Origin of the sequence: Methylocystis iwaonis (assembly GCF_027925385.1) — a bacterium.
Classification (GTDB): Bacteria; Pseudomonadota; Alphaproteobacteria; order Rhizobiales; family Beijerinckiaceae; genus Methylocystis; species Methylocystis iwaonis.
The window spans coordinates 60,053-78,370 of the sequence record NZ_AP027142.1 but is presented as its reverse complement, the minus strand read 5'-3'; the positions used below and the strand labels follow the sequence as shown (position 1 = coordinate 78,370).

The following is an 18,318-nucleotide window of genomic DNA, read 5'->3' as shown; positions in this document are numbered from 1 at the left end:
ATGAACGAGAGGCGTAAATTCCTCGCGGGGCTGTCGCTCGCGGGTTTGCTGCCTGCCGTCAACGCCGCGCAGGCCATGACGACCGGGCAGGAGAACGAGCATGTCCATAGCGGCGTTCAGCTCTATGGCCGCAGCCAATTGCCGGAAACGGCCGTCGAGACGCACGACGGCCGCAACGTGCAGCTCTACGGCGATCTCATCCGTAACAAGGTCGTCATGATCAATTTCATGTCGATCGCGAACGAGGAGAGTTTCCCCATCACAGCGAGCCTCGCGAAAGTCGCGAAGCTGCTCGGCGACCGGATGGAAAAAGAGGTTCGGATCATCTCCATAACCGGCGATCCTGAAAACGATACGGTGGAGCGTCTCGCGGCCTTCGCCGAAAAATTCGGCGCGCCAAAGGGCTGGACCTTCGTCCGCGCGCCGAACGGCGGCAATGCGGCTTACGCGTCGCGCCTCTATAGGCATGGCCGGGATCCCTCTCGTCCCGCCTCCGTCGATCTCGTTCACTACGGCAACGACGCTGTTGGCTTGTGGGCCAGCTTCCCGGCCTTGATCGCGCCGGACGACGCGCTGTGGCGGGTCAAGTCGGTCATGAATGGAAAGCCGGTGACGGGCGAACTCGTCCAGGCTGGTCCGCGTCGCCTCGACGAGGACGGACCTTCCTTCAACAATCGGGCCATTTGAAGCGATCGGAGCAACGTCATGAAGTGGAATTATTCACCCAAGGTGACGATCGCCTCGACGGCGATCGCCCTTTTCCTCGGCGGTTCGAGTTTCGCGCAAGTGCCGCCCCCGCCGGATAGCCGCGTTCCTAATCCTTTCCCGATGCCTTCGAGCTACACGCGCATCGACTCGGCAGATGGAAAGACGACGACTTTCATTACGCCGGAAGGGCCTTTCCCGAAGTCGGATCCGTGGGTCAATCCGACGAATCTTCTCCCCACGCGCTATGAAAATGTGAAAGGCGCCGACGGGAACGAAATTCCAAACACACTGTCGTCTACGCCACAGCATCCCTACAACCTTCACCCCGATCCGGTGATCACGCCGATAAACAAGACATCGCCTACGGACGACCTCGCGGGGATTTTCAATGCCTGGCGCCGGAAGGACAATCCTGGACGGGGCGACGACCGCGGCCACGGCGACGACAAACACCCTTATTCGCCTTCGGGCTTCAAGCAGGCGGACGTCCAGCGCGCCCTCGACATTCTCGAGGGAAATCCGATCTCGGATCGGGCCTATAGCGGCATCCCCATGATGCACTATGATGGCCCGAACAAGGTGAAGAAGGTTATCCCCGTCAAGGACGCGAATGGCAAGGTCATTGGCGGCAACGTCAATGTCCATCAGGTCTGGTTCGATACGCATATCGAGTCGGACACCGCGTTCATCGACCCGTCGGACGTCCTGGATGTTCCCTTCACCGTCACTTACACGCTCGATACGCTGAATCGAGGCCGCGAGGATTTCGCGCCGATGCAGATGTATGTCGATCCGTCGGGCGGCAATGGCGCGATCCCGCTCGTCACCATGGACTTGACCTTCTTCCCGATGGAAGACGGCACACGCACGGTGATTCCGCTGTCCATGGCGCCGGGCAAGAACTTCAACCTCACCTACCATTGGGGTTGGCGCCGGCATCCCCCGCGCGTCGAGGTGCAGGAAAACGCCCTCAAGGTTGCGATGGGCCGCACGCTCGTGCAGTGGGAAACCGACACTTTCGGCGAAAATCCGCGCGCGAGCCAGGCGGCAAAGGAAGCGGCGATCGGCATGATCGGCGACCTCGCCCCGTCGAAGCGCATGTGGAAGGCTTTCCGCAAGCTTCAGCAGGGTGGATTCAATCCCTCGGTCATCGCAGAAGCCGAGCGCGCCTTCTTCCAGTGGCAGGATCGTAACGCGCTGCCGGATGGCGTGACTGAGGATCCGAACGCGGACATGACGTTGTTCTATGCGGACAACACGATCTACGGCCACCAAAAGGGGATCGTCGTCAACAATCAAGCCCAGCCGATTCTGGAGAAGTGGCATCTGCGCGGCGCAGAGGTGAAGGTCAAGCTGATCAATGGCGACTACTTCCCCCATGGCTATGTCGCGGTCGATTTCGGCGGCATGCGCGGTTGGGAAAACACGTTCCAAAATACGTTGCCGGTGAACGGCGCGGGCGCTTTCTTCACCTTCGGCCGCGCCTGGTGGGAGATGAACACGCCGACTCCGGTGCTTGTCCCCGCCGCTACGCCGGGCCCTGCTTCGCCGGGACCGCGCTACAGGACGTCGGAGGAGGAAACGAAGGAGCTCGACGAGATCAAGCCGGAGATCTTCGCGCACCGGAATCTCTGGCAGCGTGAAATGGATCCCGAGGGCAAGACGGTTCACCGGGGTCGTTTGACGCCGAGCTACCCGGTGTCCAACGGGGACGTGCTGGGCGAGCATACAGTGATCCTGAAGCTCAATTACGAGCCGTCGCTTCGCTTGCGTCTTTACCAGTTCGATCCACTCCATCACGAGCAGGCAATCTGGTCGATCCATTAATGAAAATGCAGGCGCCGGAACTACCGGCGCCTGCCCGGCAAGAGGCGACGATGGCAAATTTCGGTATCGCCCCCCGCCTTCCTATATGGGTGGCGCTTTCTGTTTCGCTCTCTCTCGTAACATTGGCCGGGTCGCGCGCCGCCCAGCTCGATACAGGGATCGTTCGTAGTGAGTTGCGTTTCGTCGCGCCTGAAATCACCCTGACGGACGACGCCCGGCGCCCCGTGCGTTTGGATCAGCTTCTGGCTGAGCGCCGACCGGTCATCGTTCAGTTCATTTTTACGAGCTGCACGACCATTTGCGGCGTCCTCACCTCGACTCTGGCGGCGGCTAGGAACGAGTTATCGGCGATAGGCGGCGACTACCAAGCTATTTCGATCACGATTGACCCCGATTACGATACGCCCGAGCGCCTGCATGAGTTTGCCGGGAACTTCCCGCTCGACGACCACTGGAGGCTGCTGACGGGACGCAGCGACGACATTGCGCGGGTGCTTGCGACCTTTGACGCACGCTTTGCAAATGATGCAAAAGCAAACCATCGCGCTTACACTTATCTCCGCGGGGCTCCCGATCAGCCTTGGGTCCGCATTGAAGGACTCATCAACTGCAAGCAGCTCGTAAGCGAGTACCGATCCGTTGTCGAAAACGCCCACCACCTACATTGAGCGCGCCGCGCGCGCGATTTCGGTAATCCTGTCGTTCGGCGCACTCCCGCCTTTGGCGACCGCCGGGGAGCCGGCCCCAGACGCCGCTCTCGGCGAACGCCTGTATTTCGAAGGGCGGAAAGTCGACGGCTCGCCGCTCTTGGCAAAAACGCAGAGCGATGTGCCTTTGCCTGGTTCGCGCGCGGCTTGCGTCACCTGCCATAGACCGAGCGGATTCGGAACCAGCGAGGGGGGCTATTTCGTCCCTCCCATCAACGGCGCGACGCTGTTCAGCGAGCGGAAACTCGACCGCGGACGTTTCCTTCTCAATCGCTTCGAGCAGGCGCAACCGCAGCGCTATCGCGCGCGCCTCAGCCAGCCGCATATGCGGCCTGCCTATGATTTCGATACGCTCGGACGCGCTTTGCGAAATGGCGTCGACGCGGCGGGGCAAGAGCTCGATCCCATTATGCCGCGCTACGAGCTTTCGGCCGCCGATGTAGCGAATCTTCAGGCCTTCCTGAAAAACCTCTCGGCGAAAATCGATCCTGGCGTCACTGACGAGGAGCTTCATTTTGCGACGGTCGTCAGTAAAGATGCGGCGCCACAAGACCGCGCCGCCATGCTTTCTGTCATCGAGGCGTATTTCGATTGGGCGAACAAGAATTCCGGCGGAGAACGCAGCCGAGAAGGATTTTCTCCCTACCATCAATCCGAGCTCATCTCCGCAACACGCAAATGGCGTCTGCATGTTTGGGAGCTCGACGGAGCGCCGGAGAGCTGGCCGGAGCAGTTGGAACAAAAATATCGAGCTCAGCCCGTCTTCGCGCTCGTTTCCGGACTGGCGCCCGTCTGGGGCCCGATCGCCGAATTTTCCGACAGCCAGAAAATTCCCGCTCTTTTTCCCAATACGGAACTGCCGGGAAACCGCAAGGATAGTCGGACCTTCTACTTCACTCACGGCCTCGAGTTGGAAGCGAAGGGTCTCGTAACGCTTTTCTCGCGCCGCACAGGGGAAAAGAAGCGGGTTCGGCAAATTGTCGGCGAGGGGCCTCTCGCGGCCGAGCCGGCCAAGGTTTTCGAGCAAGGAGCGCGCGCAGCGGGCGTCGACGTGGAGACGATCGCCGCGGCGGACAACATTGCTGGCGGCCGTCGACCAGCGTCGAAAGGCGCGACCGACGCCGTCGTCCTGTGGCCCGGACAAATGGACGATGAAAAGATCGCGTCCTTGTTGTCTGTGTCGCCTGCCGCGACTCCTCTTTATCTACCTTCACACAAACTGGATTTCGCGAGAAGCAAATGGGCGCAGCCTTTCGCAGACCGTCTCTTTTTCGTTGACCCTTACGAGGTCGACGTCGGGTCTCATCCTCTATCCTTCCGCGTACGCGCATGGCTCAATACGCGTGGCGTTCAAATCACCAATCAAACGCTTCAGTTCCAGACATATTACGCCCTGTCGCTCCTCGACGCCGCGGTTGGGCGTCTCAAGACGGACTTCTTCCGCGACTATCTTGTCGAGAATGTCGAGCACGAAGCGGAGGGAGATCTCAACCCGGGCATATTCCCGCGTCTTTCTCTCGGTCCCGGACAGCGGGTCGCTTCTCACGGCGTTTTCGTCGTGCGGACCTCGCCGGACGGAAATGATGCGGTCGAGCCTGTCGGAGACTGGATGATTCCATGACAAGCGGCGGCGAAGCTGCGCTCCCGGCGCGCTTCGCATCGCTTCCAAAGGCGCTGCGACTATACGGTCAACAGCACGCCCCCGATGATGCGCTCTTGCCGGCGCTATCCGGGCCGAACGGGGTATTTGCGCCGCAACCCGGAAAGATGCCGAAATGGCGTGAGAAATCCCCGATAAAGTCGAAATGGTTTGCGAAGCGGCTTTCGGCGAGCATCCGCCAGCTATTGCCGCAGACCGGAAAAATGCGTCCCTTTTCGAATTTGTGATGTTCGTCGAGCTCGAACACATGCGGCGCATCTGAAACGCCGCCCTTGTAGATCACGGCCTGCCCGTAATCTTCACAGGCAGGTTCGAGACCCTCGATTTTGAACAGACGATAAGTCGCGGAATAAAAGCGCGCATTGCCGATCTTTTGCTCGATCTGGGGATCGGCGATTTCCAGCGGTCGACTTGTCACGAGACGGGGATCGCCGAAGCCGGCGGCCTTTGCGAGGGAAAGAAAATCTCCCCAATAAAGCGCGCCGCCGAGACATTCTCCATAGATCACGGGGTCGGCGCGGAGGGCCTCGTCGAGACGGCGATCGGCGTAGACATCTGCGAAATAAAACTCGCCGCCCGGCTTGAGCAGCTTGAATGCGCCTCTCAGCACTGCAAGTTTGTCGATGGACAGATTGACGACGCAGTTGGAGACGACAACGTCGAAAGTTCCGGCTTCGAGGCCCAGAGCATCGAGCGTCTCGATATATCCGCGCATAAATCGCACATTGCTGCGAGGAAAGTCGAACTTCGTCCTGTGCCATTCGACATGAGCTTCGGCGACGGCGAGCTGCTCGGGGGTCATGTCGACGCCGACGACTTCGCCATCTGGGCCGACGAGCTGCGCAAGCGCATAGACGTCACGACCGGAGCCACAACCGAGATCGAGAACGCGGCGCCCGCCCAATAGCTCGGGAACGACGAGCCCGCAGCCATAATATTTCGCGAGCACTTCCTCGTGGATATTGGCCAAAAGCCCCTTGACCCGCTCGGGCATGTTGTCAGATGTGCAACAAGCCTTTGTCCTCAGATCTTCCGAGCCTTTCAGGGTTTTCCCGTAGTAATCCTTGACTGCCTGAATCTTCATTTGCTCGTCTCAGCAATGAGAGATCGTGTCGTTCTCAAGCGCAGTCAATTCTGCGGTTCGCCAGTAGAGAAGCCGACGACCGAACAGCGCAGCGAAGGCAGATAACGCAATGACCGAGCCGAACTGCCAGACGAGAACCATTATGGCGGACTCCTGCCTGTGGACCAAAAGCATCGCGGCGGCGCTCAGCGACGTGGCGGCGAGCGCCGAGAGACCGGTCGTCAGGTGAGGCGCAATCGGCGCGCCGCGTCTGACCATGACGAAGATCAGCACAGCCGGCGCCGCGCTTGCCGCCGCGATTTTCCACACGCAACTGATATCCAGGTTGAGATGCAGCGCCCGGATTCCGGACAGGGCGATCTCGCGCTGGCATCCTTCGCCGATAAAGGCAAGCCACAGAGCGAGGAAGGGGAAAGGCGCGAGACGCTCCCACAATGGCCGGCCGGGGCAGGTCGAACAGAAAGCAGCCGCTCCGGCCATCATGCCGGTCAAGACAGCGGCCGCCAATTCGATCATAAACCGCGGTTCTCTAATTCGAACGGATAAATCTTGTCGTAGCCCCACGACAAAAACCATGGCCCCCATGAACGTGAGGGACAGAAGAAACCAGACAGCCGTCCGGACGAAGGGGTGCGGTAAACGGCGCACGGGCAAAGCGCCGCGGGCTAGCCGATGAATGAGCTCTTCGGTATTCATCGCTTCGAGCTCTCTTTTTTCAGGTAGTCGCGCATTGTCTTTATCGCCCGGTGGACGCTGACTTTCAGCGAGGCCACGCTCCTGCCGGTCGCGACCGAAGCCTCCTGGAGCGATAGACCTCTTATTTTCATAAGCTCGATCGCCTCACGTTGTCCGTCGGGCAATTGCGACAGCGCGCGCCGCAAGAATTCCTGGTCATCTGAGACCTCCTGTTCGCTCTTCGCGTCATCCCCCGAAAAGGTTTCTGGCAAGACATCCACCGTGGTCTCATGCGCGCTTCGTGCCGATTGCCGCCTCAGAGCGTCGATCGCTCGGCGAGCGACGATCGTCATGAGCCACGGCATAAAAGGGCGTCCCGGATCGTAGGTGTGCCGGACGGTGTGGATCGAAATCAAAATTTCCTGAACAATATCTTCGACGTCCGATGCGCCGGGTCGCTTGTAGGCGACCGATCGTCGAAGCAAGGGAAGCATCTCGGTCAAAAGCGTCGCATAGGCGGTGTTGTCCCCCTCTTGTGCGGCGCTCATCAGCGTCCGCCACCGCGCCTCGCGCGCCGTATTCGCGCGGTCGTATCTCTCAGTCGGCATGCGATTGTCACCCTCGGAATAGAGCTTCGGCGTCGTCAGGCGCACGCTCTCCAGCCCGGTATCCACGCCCTCATAGCAGCTTTCGGCGTCCGATTGGGTGGCGAAGTCAGCTAATTATCGGATTGGCCCCGATCGCAGAGCCCCCGTCTCATCGACGGCTCCTGGGGACGACAGCGAATGCTCCGTCTCCCGGAGGGGCTCTGCAAGTGAACATGCCCCCCGCATCCATTGCAGATGGGGGCGGCGTCCGGTTCGATCAGGCGGGAATCAAACCTCGGGGCCTGTGGCCGAAGGATCGCGTTCGATCGGAATCTTGCAGAAGCCTTGAGCCGGAACATCGAGCGCCGCATTGAATTTCGATGAGAGATTTTGGAAGGCGATCAAGCCCGTCAGCTCGACGATCGTGTCGTCGGGCCATTGTTGTTTCAGCCTCGCACGCAGCCCGTCGCTGACTCCGGGCGCCGTGATCGTCATGGCTTCCGCATATTCGAGCGCGAGTTTTTCCTCCTGCGAGAACAGGTCGCTATCGCGCCACTTCGAAAGGGCGTCGATCTTGTCCATCGCGACCCCGCGCTTTGCGAGCGTCGCCGAGTTGATGTCCACGCAGAATGCACAGTGATTGATTTGGGAAACCCTGACCGTGACCAAAGAACGCAGGGTGGGAGAACAGGGGGACCGCCGCCGATCGAGGGCGCCGTAAAGTAGCGCCACGGCCGCAAAGACCCAGGGAGACCGCCCCCACAACAGGCCGGGATCGAGAACGCGGCCATATGTTCGCTTTTGCTTCCAGAAAAAAAGCCGGATGAACCACGGATAATCGGACAAATCCTTTGCCGGGATGACGGACATTCTCTGCTCCGAAAGTTGATGATCAAGGTTGCGACGCCCGGTCGCGACGCAGAGCGACCGGCAGAAGCGCGAGCAGGCCGAGGCCGACAAGGGCGCCGATCATGGACGGGCTCAAAAGTTCTTCCAGCCGCACTTCGCCGCTTGCATCGAATATTTTAGCCAGACCGGCGCCAAAGGCCGCGTAGATGATCGCTGATGGGATGACGCCGATCGAGGTCGCCGCCACATAGGATTTCAGGCGCATCCCCAGCGCCGACGCGGCCAGATTCACCGCCCAGAATGGAAACGCTGGCACGAGGCGGAGGAACAGCAGATAGCTGAAGGCGTCCTTGCGGAAACCTTTCGCCGTCCGGGAGAGCGTGGGGCCGGCGCGCTCGAACAGCATGTCGCCAAGAGCCGAGCGCGCGATGACGAAAAGCAGGGTCGCTCCCAATGTCGCGCCCACGACGGACAGCGTTACCCCAAAGGGGACGCCAAACAAAAATCCCCCGGTGAGCGTCATAATCGTCGAGCCTGGCAGGGAGAGAGCGACAATTGCGGCATAGACGGCGACGAAGACGACGCCAGAGAGAGGACCGTGAGATTGGACGAAAGCAACGAGCAATGCGCGATTGTCTCTTACCGCATCGAGCGTCAGGTGACGATCCAGGCGAAACGCGAAGGCTGTCGCGATAACGACGAGCAGAGCAAGAATAGGCGCGTATCGCGCGAATCTCATCCGAAAATCCTCAGGAAACGCACCAGCCTTCGTGTGCGTGGCGAGAACAGCGCCGGCGTATAGTAACTTCCCGCAGCGCGCTTCGAAATCTCGCTCAAGGTCGGATAGGGAGTGATGAGATTTGCAAGGGCGCTGATCTCGAGCCTCTGAGAGATCGCCAGCGCCCAGGGCATTATCAGCTCACCCGCATCGTGGCCGACCATTGTCGCGCCGAGAATGTGCCCGCGCTTTGTGGCGACGACTTTCAGAAAGCCGCGCGTGAGCCCTTCGGTTTGCGCCCGATCATTGTCCTTGAAATCCGCGCGCAGGATACGCACGGCGTCGCCATAGCGTTCTCTCCCCTCGCTTTCGCTCAGGCCCACCTGTGCGAGTTCGGGGCCGGTGTAGATAACCCTTGGGAACGCCGCTGGCCTGTTTCTCGCCGGCCATCTGAACAACGCGTTACGAAGGACGATCCCAGCGTGATAGCTCGCCATATGGGTGAATTGAGGCCCGCCGGCGGCGTCGCCGGCGACATAGATGCGCTTGTTCGTCGTGCGTAACCTGGCGTCGTTGTCGACGCCTTTCGCGCAATAGCGGACCCCGGCCGCTTCAAGGCCGAGCGTCTCGACGTTCGGCCTTCGGCCCGTGGCGACCAACAGATGTGAGCCAGCGATCCGCGTCTCTTCCCGATCTTGCAGAAAGACGGCGACGCCGCCCCGCTCCTTTTCGACCCGCGAAAGACGGACGCCTTCCAAAATAGCGACGCCGTCCGCGAGGAGCGACTGCCGCACGACATCGACGGCGTCTTTGTCTTCTCTCGGCAGTATGCGCGCCATCTCCACCAGCGTCGTCTTCGCGCCCAAACGGCGGTAGCCCTGCGCGAGTTCGCACCCCATCGGTCCGCCGCCGACGACGATCAGATGTTCCGGCAAAACCGCATTGTCGAAGATCGTGTCGCTCGTCAGAAAGGGGACGTCATCGAGGCCCGGAATATCGGGAATGGCGACGCGGCTGCCGGTGGCGATCACGAAGCGTCGGGCGCGGATGAGTTTCCCGTCGGCTTCGACCGTCCGATCGTCGATAAACCGGGCGCGCCCCTTTATCACCGTGCAACCGAGGTCGGTAAAACGCTCGACGGAATCATGCGGGGCGATAGAAGCGATCACGCCGCGGACATATGCATGGACAGCAGCAAAGTCGACGCGTGGCGCGCCGCCATCGACGCCGAACCGGGTAGCGTCGCCACAATTTTTCGCCGCCTTCGCGGCTGCCAGCAGCGATTTCGACGGGACGCAGCCCGAATTCAGGCAATCGCCGCCCATGCGGTTGGCTTCGATCAGCACCGTGCTCGCGCCCATCTGCGCCGCCCCGGCGGCGACGGAGAGACCAGCCGAGCCCGCGCCGATGACGCACAAGTCGCAATTGATCGTCTCAGACATCGGCGCTCGGCTGCGCACGACAGGAGGCGCCGCCGAGGACGCAAAAGCGGGCGCAGAAGACATGGTTGAGGCTGATGGGCCGAAGGGATTCGGCCAAGGTCGATCCCAGCTCGAAGTCTTCCGAATGAGGCAAAAGCGTGCAGGAGACGACCGTCGCGCGCTCCGAGCCTTTGCGCCTGACCACCATGCGAGAGGTCGCGCACATCATATCGTCGGGCTTTCTCCCCAATATGCTCCAGCAACCTTCGCTGATCTCGGGAACATCTTCGGCTGCGTCCATCTCCGGGAAAAGAACCAGCCGTTCTTCGGTCGCTCCAAACCCCACTCCAAGACGGTCGAAAAGCGACTGGAACCCTTTGCGCGCTTCGACTTCCGTCTCGCCCCACGCCAGGCGCGAGGCGATCGTCACGCTGAATTGGTTGGAAACGAGCCAGCGGATGCCCTCGATCGCCGGCTCCCAGCTATTCGGTCCCCGAATCCTTTCGTGGCCGTTCGGCTCGTAGTGGTCGAGCGACACTCTGATCGCGAAGCTCCCGGGATATTCTTGACGCAGGCGAAGCAGCGCCTCCTTCACGCGCTGCATGGGTTTCATGGCGTTGGTGAGTGCGATGACGCGATGGCCGGCGGCCAGGCTGTCCTCGATCATCTCCATTATGTCAGGATTCATGAACGGTTCGCCGCCCGTAAATCCGATCTCGATGCGCGCGCCCGGGAGGGCGAGGTCCTCGACTTCACGAAGGAAGGAAGCCGCGTCGGCGCGCGTCAAATAAACGAGGGCGTCATTTCGCGGAGAGGACTCGATATAGCATCCGTTGCAGGCGAGATTGCAGAGGGTGCCGGTATTGAACCACAAAGTCTGCAGGCGCTGGAAAGAGACGGCGGCCCGCCGCTCGCCTTTGGCGGTGACCTGGGGATCGGCAAATTTGGCGATGGGCCGCGGGAAGCCTTCCCGGGCGGGTTGTTGGTCGCCTGGCATTGATCACCCCGCCTCCCCATTCGCTGATTTCGCGCGTCTGATATGAAAGGTTTCACTCGACGGCGCCGAATCGTCGCGTCGACTGATTATAGAGCCCGATCGTCCCGGGCTCTCGGGGGAGCGTCGCCGACAATGAAATTGTCGATCATCATTCCTGTGCTGAACGCATCCCGAACCCTGGGACAAACAGTTGCGGCTCTGGCGCGGGGCCACGACGAAATTGTGATGGTAGACGGCGGCTCTACCGACGGCAGCGTGGCGTTGGCCGAGGCGCTCGGCGCCCGCGTCATCGCGGCCCCGAGGGGACGCGGCGCGCAGCTTCGCGCCGGAGCCGATGCGGCGCAGGGCGACTGGCTGTTGTTCGTTCACGCAGACACGATTCTGGAGGAGGGCTGGCGGGAAGCCGTCTCGCGCTTTTGCGCTGTGCCGGAAAACCGGGCGAAGGCGGCGGCGTTCCGCTTCGCGCTCGACGATCCGTCGCTGCAAGCGCGCCGGCTTGAAAGGATGGTCGCGTGGCGCGTTCGGAAGCTCGGCCTGCCCTATGGCGACCAGGGATTGCTCATCCACCGTGATTTCTATCGAGCGCTGGGGGGATTCGAGGCGCTGCCACTGATGGAGGATGTCGATCTCGTCCGCCGGATCGGTCGTGATCGACTTGCGGTCCTTCCTGTCTCCGCCCGCACGTCGGCGGCGCGCTGGCGCCGGGAGGGCTGGTTCAGACGCAGCGCGCGCAATCTGCTCTGTCTCTCGCTGTATTTTGCGGGCGTTCCGCCGCATATGATCAAACGCATCTACGGCTGACCATGGGCGTTCGCGCGCATCTCATCATCTTTACGCGCTGGCCGCAGTTCGGGGCGGGCAAGCGACGCCTCGCGGCGGACATTGGCCCCGTTGGCGCGTTGAGGGTCCAGAGGGTGCTGCTCGCAAACACCCTTCGCCGATTAGGGACCGACACACGCTGGCGGACCTGGCTTGCAGTGACGCCCGATCGTTCGGGCCCCTGGCCGATGCGCTTGCCGCTTTTGCCGCAAGGCGACGGCGATCTGGGGCGCCGCATGATGCGCGTCGCCAAAGCGCCTCCTCCAGGACCTGTAGTCATCATCGGCTCCGATATTCCAGGCGTCACACGGGAGGAAATCGCGCGCGCGTTCCGTCTCTTGGGAGATCGGGATGCGGTGTTTGGACCCGCAGCGGACGGAGGCTTCTGGGCGGTGGGGTTCCGACGCCGACCGCGTTTGGTCGATCCGTTTTCCGCCGTCAGATGGTCGACGCCCCATGCGCTTTCGGACAGCCTGGCGAAGCTGACAAAGGCGTCGGTGGGGATCATCGGCGTTCACGAGGACATCGATGACGCTGCTTCTCTTGCGCGCCAGAGCGACTATGGAAATTTTTTCGCGAAAAGGTAGCGGTTATCCACGCGACTTGCCGCGGGATATCGGCGGCGTCGAGTTCACAGCGGAAGGCCTTGGCTTCCGTCGGGCTGAGGAATGATCGGCTGGCTTGAGCGGTAGTTGATGACGATCTCCCCCAGTTACCGGCCCTGCGCGTCGGTCGCCAAGATATTGTATGCCCCCTGTACCATCCGTGTGCCCCGTGCCGACGCGGGCGACGTCCGTAGGGCTTACGCCCGCAGCGAACAGGGAAGGGGTGTCGGAAGCAGCCTTAGCGTTCGGGCATTAAAGGGGCTTTCGGATCCGGCGCGCCAATCTCGCTTACCGCGCCTATCAAGATGCTCCCGTGGAGAGATCCTCGCTCCCTCCTCCGCCATTCTTTCAATTTATCTACTGACGCAGTCACATCGACAACTCGCGCGGGATGTTCTGTCAAGCTCGGAAATGAGCCGCGCAAAGAATACGTTCTCGTTTTCGTTAAAGAAGAAGTGTCCTCCGGCGAACATGAGCAGCGCCGTCTGACCGAGCGTCTCCTCTCTCCAGGCGGAAAGGGCGTCCTCTTCAATCATATCGTCGCGCCCGCCCAAAACAACGATATCGAGAGAGAGTTTTTCGCGCTTCTTGAAGGAAAAGCTCGAACAAACGGCAAAATCGGCGGCGAGCGTATCCAACGCGAGTCGAAGCAGCTCCTTCGACTTAAAGAGCTCGGGGGGCGTGCCGTTCAAACGCACAAGCTCTCCGATAAGGTCTTCGTCGGTTTTAAGGCGCGCTAAGCGCTCGTCGCGGCGCCGAGAGGGCGCAGCGCTGCAAGTTGCATTGGCGGCGTCCAGGTTGGTCGCGGCTATTTGCATCGGCCCGATCTCACGGCGGCGGCGTTTACGCCCAATCCTTTTGGGCCACCTGGGAGCCGGCTCTACCGCAGCGGCGACCTCGGACGTTGGCGAGATGACGGCGTGATCGACTTCCTTGGCCGCGTCGATCATCAGGTGAAGATCCGCGGCCATCGCATCGAACCCGACGAAGTCGCCGCCTCTCTTCTGACCCATCCCGGAGTTGGGACCGCAACTGTCATTGCGCGCGCGGCCACGCCGGGCGTTTATCAACTCGTCGCTTATGTTGTCGCACAGGCCGACGCCATTGAGGTCGACGAACTGCGGCGCCATCTGCAGCAAACGCTTCCCGACTATATGATCCCGTCGGCTTTCGTCTTCCTCGACGCCCTACCGCTGACGCCCAACGGCAAGATCGACCGCAAGGCGTTGCCCGAACCCGACCTCGACGCGCTGGCGGCGCGCGCCTATGTCGCGCCGCGCACGCCCACCGAGGCGGCGCTGTGCCGCATCTGGGCAGACGTTCTTCGGCTCGAGCGGGTCGGCGTCTACGACAATTTCTTCGAACTCGGCGGACATTCGCTGCTGGCGATGACCCTGATCGAGAAGATGCGGCGTGAAGGATTGCGCAGCGATGTGCGCTCGCTCTTCGTCCAGCCGACGCCGGCTGGACTGGCCGTCGTCGTCGGACGGGAAAGCGCGATCGTCGTTCCGCCCAATCTCATTCCTGCTGGCTGCGACGCGATCACGCCCGGGATGCTAACGCTGGCGGATCTTACTCAAGCGGAGATCGACCGCATTGTCGCGGCGGTTCCGGGCGGCGCAACAAACGTGCAGGATATCTATCCGCTGACCCCGCTGCAGGGAGGTATACTCTTCCATCATCTCATGGCGACAAAGGGGGATCCATATCTATACCCAACTATCCTCGCCTTTAATAGCCGCGAACGTCTTGATGCGTTTTGCAACGCACTGCGGGCAGTCATCGCGCGCCACGACATATTGCGTACGGCGGTGATGTGGGACGGCTTGCGGGAGCCGATGCAAGTTGTGTGGCGGGAGGCTTCGCTTGCCGTGGAGGAAGTTAGCCTCGACTGGGCGGCGGGCGATGCTGCGCAACAACTGCTTGAGCGCTTCAGTCCTCGCCAATTTAGAGCCGATGTTCGTCAGGCGCCAATGATTCGTGTCTTCTGGGCAAAAGATGCGGCAAACGACCGAGTCGTATTGCAATTGCTTGTCCACCACTTGGTCCTGGATCATGCGGCTCAGGAATTCCTGCTTGGCGAGATCGCAGCCTATGTAGTGGGCCGGCCGACGAACTGGCGCCTCCGATTCCCTTCCGCAATTTTGTTGCGCAGGCCCGGCTGGGGGTGAGTCAGGCGGAGCATGAAGCGTTTTTCAATGCGATGCTTGGCGACGTGACGGAACCGACCACGCCGTTCGGGTTATTGGACGTGCGGGGCGACGGCTCTGGCGTCGCGGAGGCCGAGCTCGACCTCGATCCGCGTCTCTCGAGACGCCTTCGCGGGGCAGCGCGTCTGCTTGGGGTGAGCCTTGCGAGCCTGTGGCATCTGGCCTTTGCGCAAGTGCTGGCGCGCGTTTCGGGGCGCAACGACGTGGTGTTCGGCACGGTTCTGTTCGGCCGCATGCACGGCGGCGCAGGCGCGGACCGGGCGATTGGGATGTTCCTCAACACGCTGCCGATCCGCGTGCGGGTCGGACAGGAGAGCGTCGAGGAAAGCGCACGCGGCATGCATGATCGCCTGACAGCTTTGCTGCGGCACGAGCACGCGTCTTTGGCGTTGGCGCAGCGTTGCAGCGGCATCGAAGCGCCGGCTCCCTTGTTCTCGGCCTTGCTAAACTATCGCCACAGCGCGCATGAGGGAGCGTCTGTGCTCGCCTCGCAGGGGTTGGAAGGTGCTACCGAACTTTATTGGGACGAGCGAACCAACTATCCGTTTGATGTTTCGGTCGACGATTTTGGCGACGGTTTCGGTTTGAATGTCCAGACTCGATGCTCGGTCGATCCCAATGCCGTCTGCTCCTATATCCAGGCCGCGCTTACAGGCCTTGTCACGGCTCTTGAAACGGCGCCCGAGACGCCGGCGCTGACAATCGATGTGCTGAGCGAAGCGGAGCGCCATAAACTTCTCGTCGAATGGAATGATACGGCGGCAGATTATCCGAAGGATGGTTGCATTCACGAACTGTTCGAGGCGCAGGCGGCGAAAACACCTGAAGCTGTCGCGGTCGTGTTCGAGGAGCAAAGTCTGACTTATGGCGAATTGAACGCCCGAGCCAATCAACTGGCGCATCATTTACGTCGCCTTGGCGTTGGCCCCGAGACGCTGGTTGGCGTGTCCATGACGCCATCAGCCGACTTCGTTATCGCAATTCTTGGTATCCTCAAGGCCGATGGCGGATACGTTCCAATCGACCCATCGTACCCTTTAGAGCGTACCAGATACATATTGAAGGACGCCAACCTAAAGTTGGTTCTGGCCTCGGAAGAGGTTGCCGGCAGCCTCGCCCATTTGCCAGATCCAAATGTCGCCATAGGAATCGATTCACTTCAGCTTGAGTCACTTCCAAGATCGGCGCCGCCGCGGCGGGCAAACGGACAAAATACGGCCTACGTGATTTATACGTCAGGTTCCACTGGGCGCGCTAAGGGGGTGCCGATTTCACATAGCAATGTTGTTGCGTCCACGTCTTCCCGTGCTCATTATTACGGCGCTTCTGTTCAAAACTTTCTGCTGATGTCGTCATTCGCCTTCGACAGCTCCGTCGCGGGACTATTCGGAACGCTTTGTCAAGGCGGAGCGCTGCATATCACTTCGGAAGAGAGACGCCGTGATCCGCGCGGAATTGCGCAATTGGTAGCCGAGCGACAGATAACGCATTTGCTATGTCTTCCTTCTTTGTTCTCCGCATTTTTGGAAGCTCTCGAGCCTCATAGCGGTTCTAGTTTGCAAGTCTGCATCGTTGCTGGCGAGGAGTGCAAAAGCGATCTGGTGTTCCGGCATTTTAGTGAGCTCGCGCATGTCAGGCTTTACAATGAATATGGACCGACCGAGTGCTCCGTTTGGAGTACGGTACACCAATGTGAGAGCCCGGAGGAAAAGACGGTTTCCGTTCCGATTGGCCGCCCGATATCGAACACGCAAATATATCTTCTTGACGGGTCTCTTGAGCTTGTTCCGGTTGGCGTTTCTGGAGAGCTCTACATTGGCGGGGCGGGTCTCGCGCGTGGCTATCTTGACCGGGCCGATCTCACGGCGGAACGATTTGTCCCCAATCCGTTTGGTTCTCCCGGGCAGCGACTTTATCGCACGGGCGATCTGGCGCGCTACCGTCAGGACGGGAACATCGAATACCTTGGCCGCACCGATCATCAGGTGAAGATCCGTGGCTTCCGGATTGAGCTTGGCGAGATCGAGGCCGCGTTGGGGCGCCTGGAAGCGGTGCGTGAAGCGGTGGCGCTGGCGCGGGAGGATTCGCCGGGCGACAAGCGGATTGTGGCTTATATTGTCGGCAGAGGTGGGGCGGAACCGAACATTGAGCAGCTACGCGGGTCGCTGATGAGCGATCTGCCCGACTATATGATCCCGTCGGCTTTTATGTTTCTCGAAGCGTTGCCGCTGACGCCCAATGGCAAGGTCGACCGCAAGGCGCTGCCCGCGCCGAATTTCGATGCGCAGGGGACGCGCGCCTATGTCGCGCCACGAACCACCACGGAGTGGCTGCTCCTAAAGGAATTCAAGAATGTTCTTGGCCTGGAATCAATAGGAGTCGATGACAACTTCTTCGAACTCGGCGGGCATTCGCTGACAGCAATAAAGCTGATCGATGGAATTCGGCGCAAGATCAGCGGAGACTTGCCCACGATGGCGATCTTTCAAGCGCCAACGGCGAGAAAGCTTGCGGAGATGATCTCCGGTCATCAAAACGATAATCGATCTCTCGTCGTTCCGCTGTGTAAGGGGGGAGGAAATCCGCCGATCTATTGCATTCACCCTGCGGGAGGGTCGCCAATTCGTTATCAGGCGTTCGCGGATTCGCTGCAGGGGCTCGCACCGGTTAACGGCATTCAATCGCGTCGCATATTTGATGATCGACATATCGACGAATCGCTTGAGAAAATGGCTGAATGCTATGTTCGCCAGATTCGTGACCATCAGCCTCAAGGACCTTATTTTCTACTGGGCTGGAGCAGCGCTGGCGTTACAGCAGTTGCAATCGCGGAGAAGTTGGAAGCGCTCGGCAAAAAAGTTGCTTTCGTGGGGGTAATCGATTCGTTTCTTGATTTCCCTAGCTTTGGCGATGGTGTCGATATTGCAAACGGTCCGACCGCCGTTCTGGACGGTTTTAGAGAATTTGCTATATTGGAAGGTAAGAATCCGGATGAACTTTTGACGGACGAAGATCGCAAGCATCTCTTGGCTATGTCTGATCGGTTATCGGCCAAGGAACAAGTCCGATACATCGCGGTCTGGGGTCAAGAGCGGGGCTACTGGCAAGGGGTATCCAGCGAGTTAATTGACTTCATTTACACGGATACCGTGAACGCCATCAGAATGATTTGCGAACACGATCTAAAAAAAATTCGGGCGCCCATCCATTATTGGGCAGCACAGCAGTCGCTTAAGGCCGACGAAGCGACAAAATCCGAGTGGTCTCAGATTACGCAAAGCGGTCTGAAATTTCAGATCGTAGCCGGCGACCATACCTCGATCGTGTCGGACCCGATCTTGCATGCGCAAATTCGAGATACATTGACCGCCATCTGGCGTGGCCACGCGGCCGACGCCTCATCGGCGAAACATGAAGCAATGCTGGAATGATTTGATACGCGGCCGAGTAA

At 60.3% G+C, this 18,318-nt stretch carries 16 protein-coding genes; 8 read left to right on the top strand and 8 right to left on the bottom strand.

Annotated features, from left to right (window positions below):
• Genes QMG84_RS00365 through QMG84_RS00350 form a run of 4 tightly spaced genes read left to right on the top strand, consistent with a single transcriptional unit; the run spans position 1 to position 4,863 of the window.
• Positions 1–687 carry an SCO family protein gene (locus tag QMG84_RS00365; protein ID WP_281929650.1) on the top strand — a complete coding sequence of 229 codons (687 nt, stop codon included), beginning with the start codon at positions 1–3 and terminating at the stop codon, positions 685–687.
• 18 nt (positions 688–705) lie between these two features.
• Positions 706–2,535 (top strand): hypothetical protein, encoded by a 1,830-nt coding sequence (locus tag QMG84_RS00360; protein ID WP_281929648.1) that lies wholly within the window; start codon positions 706–708, stop codon positions 2,533–2,535.
• On the top strand, positions 2,535–3,203 hold the full coding sequence (locus QMG84_RS00355) for an SCO family protein (protein ID WP_281929647.1): 669 nt from the start codon (positions 2,535–2,537) through the stop codon (positions 3,201–3,203). Before QMG84_RS00360 ends, QMG84_RS00355 begins: the two co-directional genes overlap by 1 nt.
• Positions 3,175–4,863, top strand: coding sequence for a c-type cytochrome (locus tag QMG84_RS00350; protein WP_281929645.1), 1,689 nt, complete (start codon positions 3,175–3,177; stop codon positions 4,861–4,863). The genes QMG84_RS00355 and QMG84_RS00350 overlap by 29 nt, the downstream gene beginning before the upstream one ends.
• Before the next feature lie 67 nt (positions 4,864–4,930).
• On the opposite strand, the gene QMG84_RS00345 is transcribed toward QMG84_RS00350, so the two are convergent.
• The 7 genes from QMG84_RS00345 to QMG84_RS00315 form a co-directional block, all read right to left on the bottom strand.
• On the bottom strand, positions 4,931–5,986 hold the full coding sequence (locus tag QMG84_RS00345; RefSeq protein ID WP_281929643.1) for a methyltransferase domain-containing protein: 1,056 nt from the start codon (positions 5,984–5,986) through the stop codon (positions 4,931–4,933).
• Positions 5,987–5,995: 9 nt separating this feature from the next.
• Entirely contained in the window at positions 5,996–6,634 is a 639-nt protein-coding gene (locus QMG84_RS00340; protein ID WP_281932069.1) for an NrsF family protein, read from the bottom strand.
• 44 nt (positions 6,635–6,678) lie between these two features.
• A complete protein-coding gene (locus tag QMG84_RS00335) occupies positions 6,679–7,335 on the bottom strand; it encodes a sigma-70 family RNA polymerase sigma factor (RefSeq protein ID WP_281929641.1) in 657 nt (218 codons plus the stop codon).
• Between the two features lie 201 nt (positions 7,336–7,536).
• On the bottom strand, positions 7,537–8,118 hold the full coding sequence (locus tag QMG84_RS00330; RefSeq protein WP_281929640.1) for a carboxymuconolactone decarboxylase family protein: 582 nt from the start codon (positions 8,116–8,118) through the stop codon (positions 7,537–7,539).
• A 22-nt stretch (positions 8,119–8,140) separates the two neighbouring features.
• Positions 8,141–8,836 carry a TVP38/TMEM64 family protein gene (locus QMG84_RS00325; protein WP_281929638.1) on the bottom strand — a complete coding sequence of 232 codons (696 nt, stop codon included), beginning with the start codon at positions 8,834–8,836 and terminating at the stop codon, positions 8,141–8,143.
• Positions 8,833–10,257: a dihydrolipoyl dehydrogenase family protein gene (locus QMG84_RS00320; protein ID WP_281929637.1), complete on the bottom strand. Its 1,425-nt coding sequence runs from the start codon at positions 10,255–10,257 to the stop codon at positions 8,833–8,835. Before QMG84_RS00320 ends, QMG84_RS00325 begins: the two co-directional genes overlap by 4 nt.
• The gene (locus tag QMG84_RS00315; protein WP_281929635.1) at positions 10,250–11,233 is read right to left on the bottom strand and encodes a radical SAM protein; all 984 of its coding nucleotides are present in this window, start codon (positions 11,231–11,233) and stop codon (positions 10,250–10,252) included. Before QMG84_RS00315 ends, QMG84_RS00320 begins: the two co-directional genes overlap by 8 nt.
• A gap of 132 nt (positions 11,234–11,365) precedes the next feature.
• Here QMG84_RS00315 and QMG84_RS00310 point away from each other — a divergent pair, with 132 nt between their 5' ends.
• Both QMG84_RS00310 and QMG84_RS00305 read left to right on the top strand, forming a co-directional pair.
• Positions 11,366–12,034 carry a TIGR04283 family arsenosugar biosynthesis glycosyltransferase gene (locus tag QMG84_RS00310; RefSeq protein WP_281929633.1) on the top strand — a complete coding sequence of 223 codons (669 nt, stop codon included), beginning with the start codon at positions 11,366–11,368 and terminating at the stop codon, positions 12,032–12,034.
• 2 nt (positions 12,035–12,036) lie between these two features.
• Positions 12,037–12,639 carry a TIGR04282 family arsenosugar biosynthesis glycosyltransferase gene (locus QMG84_RS00305; RefSeq protein ID WP_281929630.1) on the top strand — a complete coding sequence of 201 codons (603 nt, stop codon included), beginning with the start codon at positions 12,037–12,039 and terminating at the stop codon, positions 12,637–12,639.
• A 371-nt stretch (positions 12,640–13,010) separates the two neighbouring features.
• On the opposite strand, the gene QMG84_RS00300 is transcribed toward QMG84_RS00305, so the two are convergent.
• The gene (locus QMG84_RS00300) at positions 13,011–13,607 is read right to left on the bottom strand and encodes a thioesterase II family protein (protein WP_281929628.1); all 597 of its coding nucleotides are present in this window, start codon (positions 13,605–13,607) and stop codon (positions 13,011–13,013) included.
• Between QMG84_RS00300 and QMG84_RS00295 the strand changes: the two genes are divergently transcribed.
• On the top strand, positions 13,578–14,828 hold the full coding sequence (locus QMG84_RS00295) for a condensation domain-containing protein (RefSeq protein WP_281929627.1): 1,251 nt from the start codon (positions 13,578–13,580) through the stop codon (positions 14,826–14,828). The genes QMG84_RS00300 and QMG84_RS00295 overlap by 30 nt on opposite strands.
• Positions 14,825–18,298, top strand: coding sequence for a non-ribosomal peptide synthetase (locus tag QMG84_RS00290; protein WP_281929625.1), 3,474 nt, complete (start codon positions 14,825–14,827; stop codon positions 18,296–18,298). Before QMG84_RS00295 ends, QMG84_RS00290 begins: the two co-directional genes overlap by 4 nt.
• The last annotated feature ends 20 nt before the right edge of the window (positions 18,299–18,318 follow it).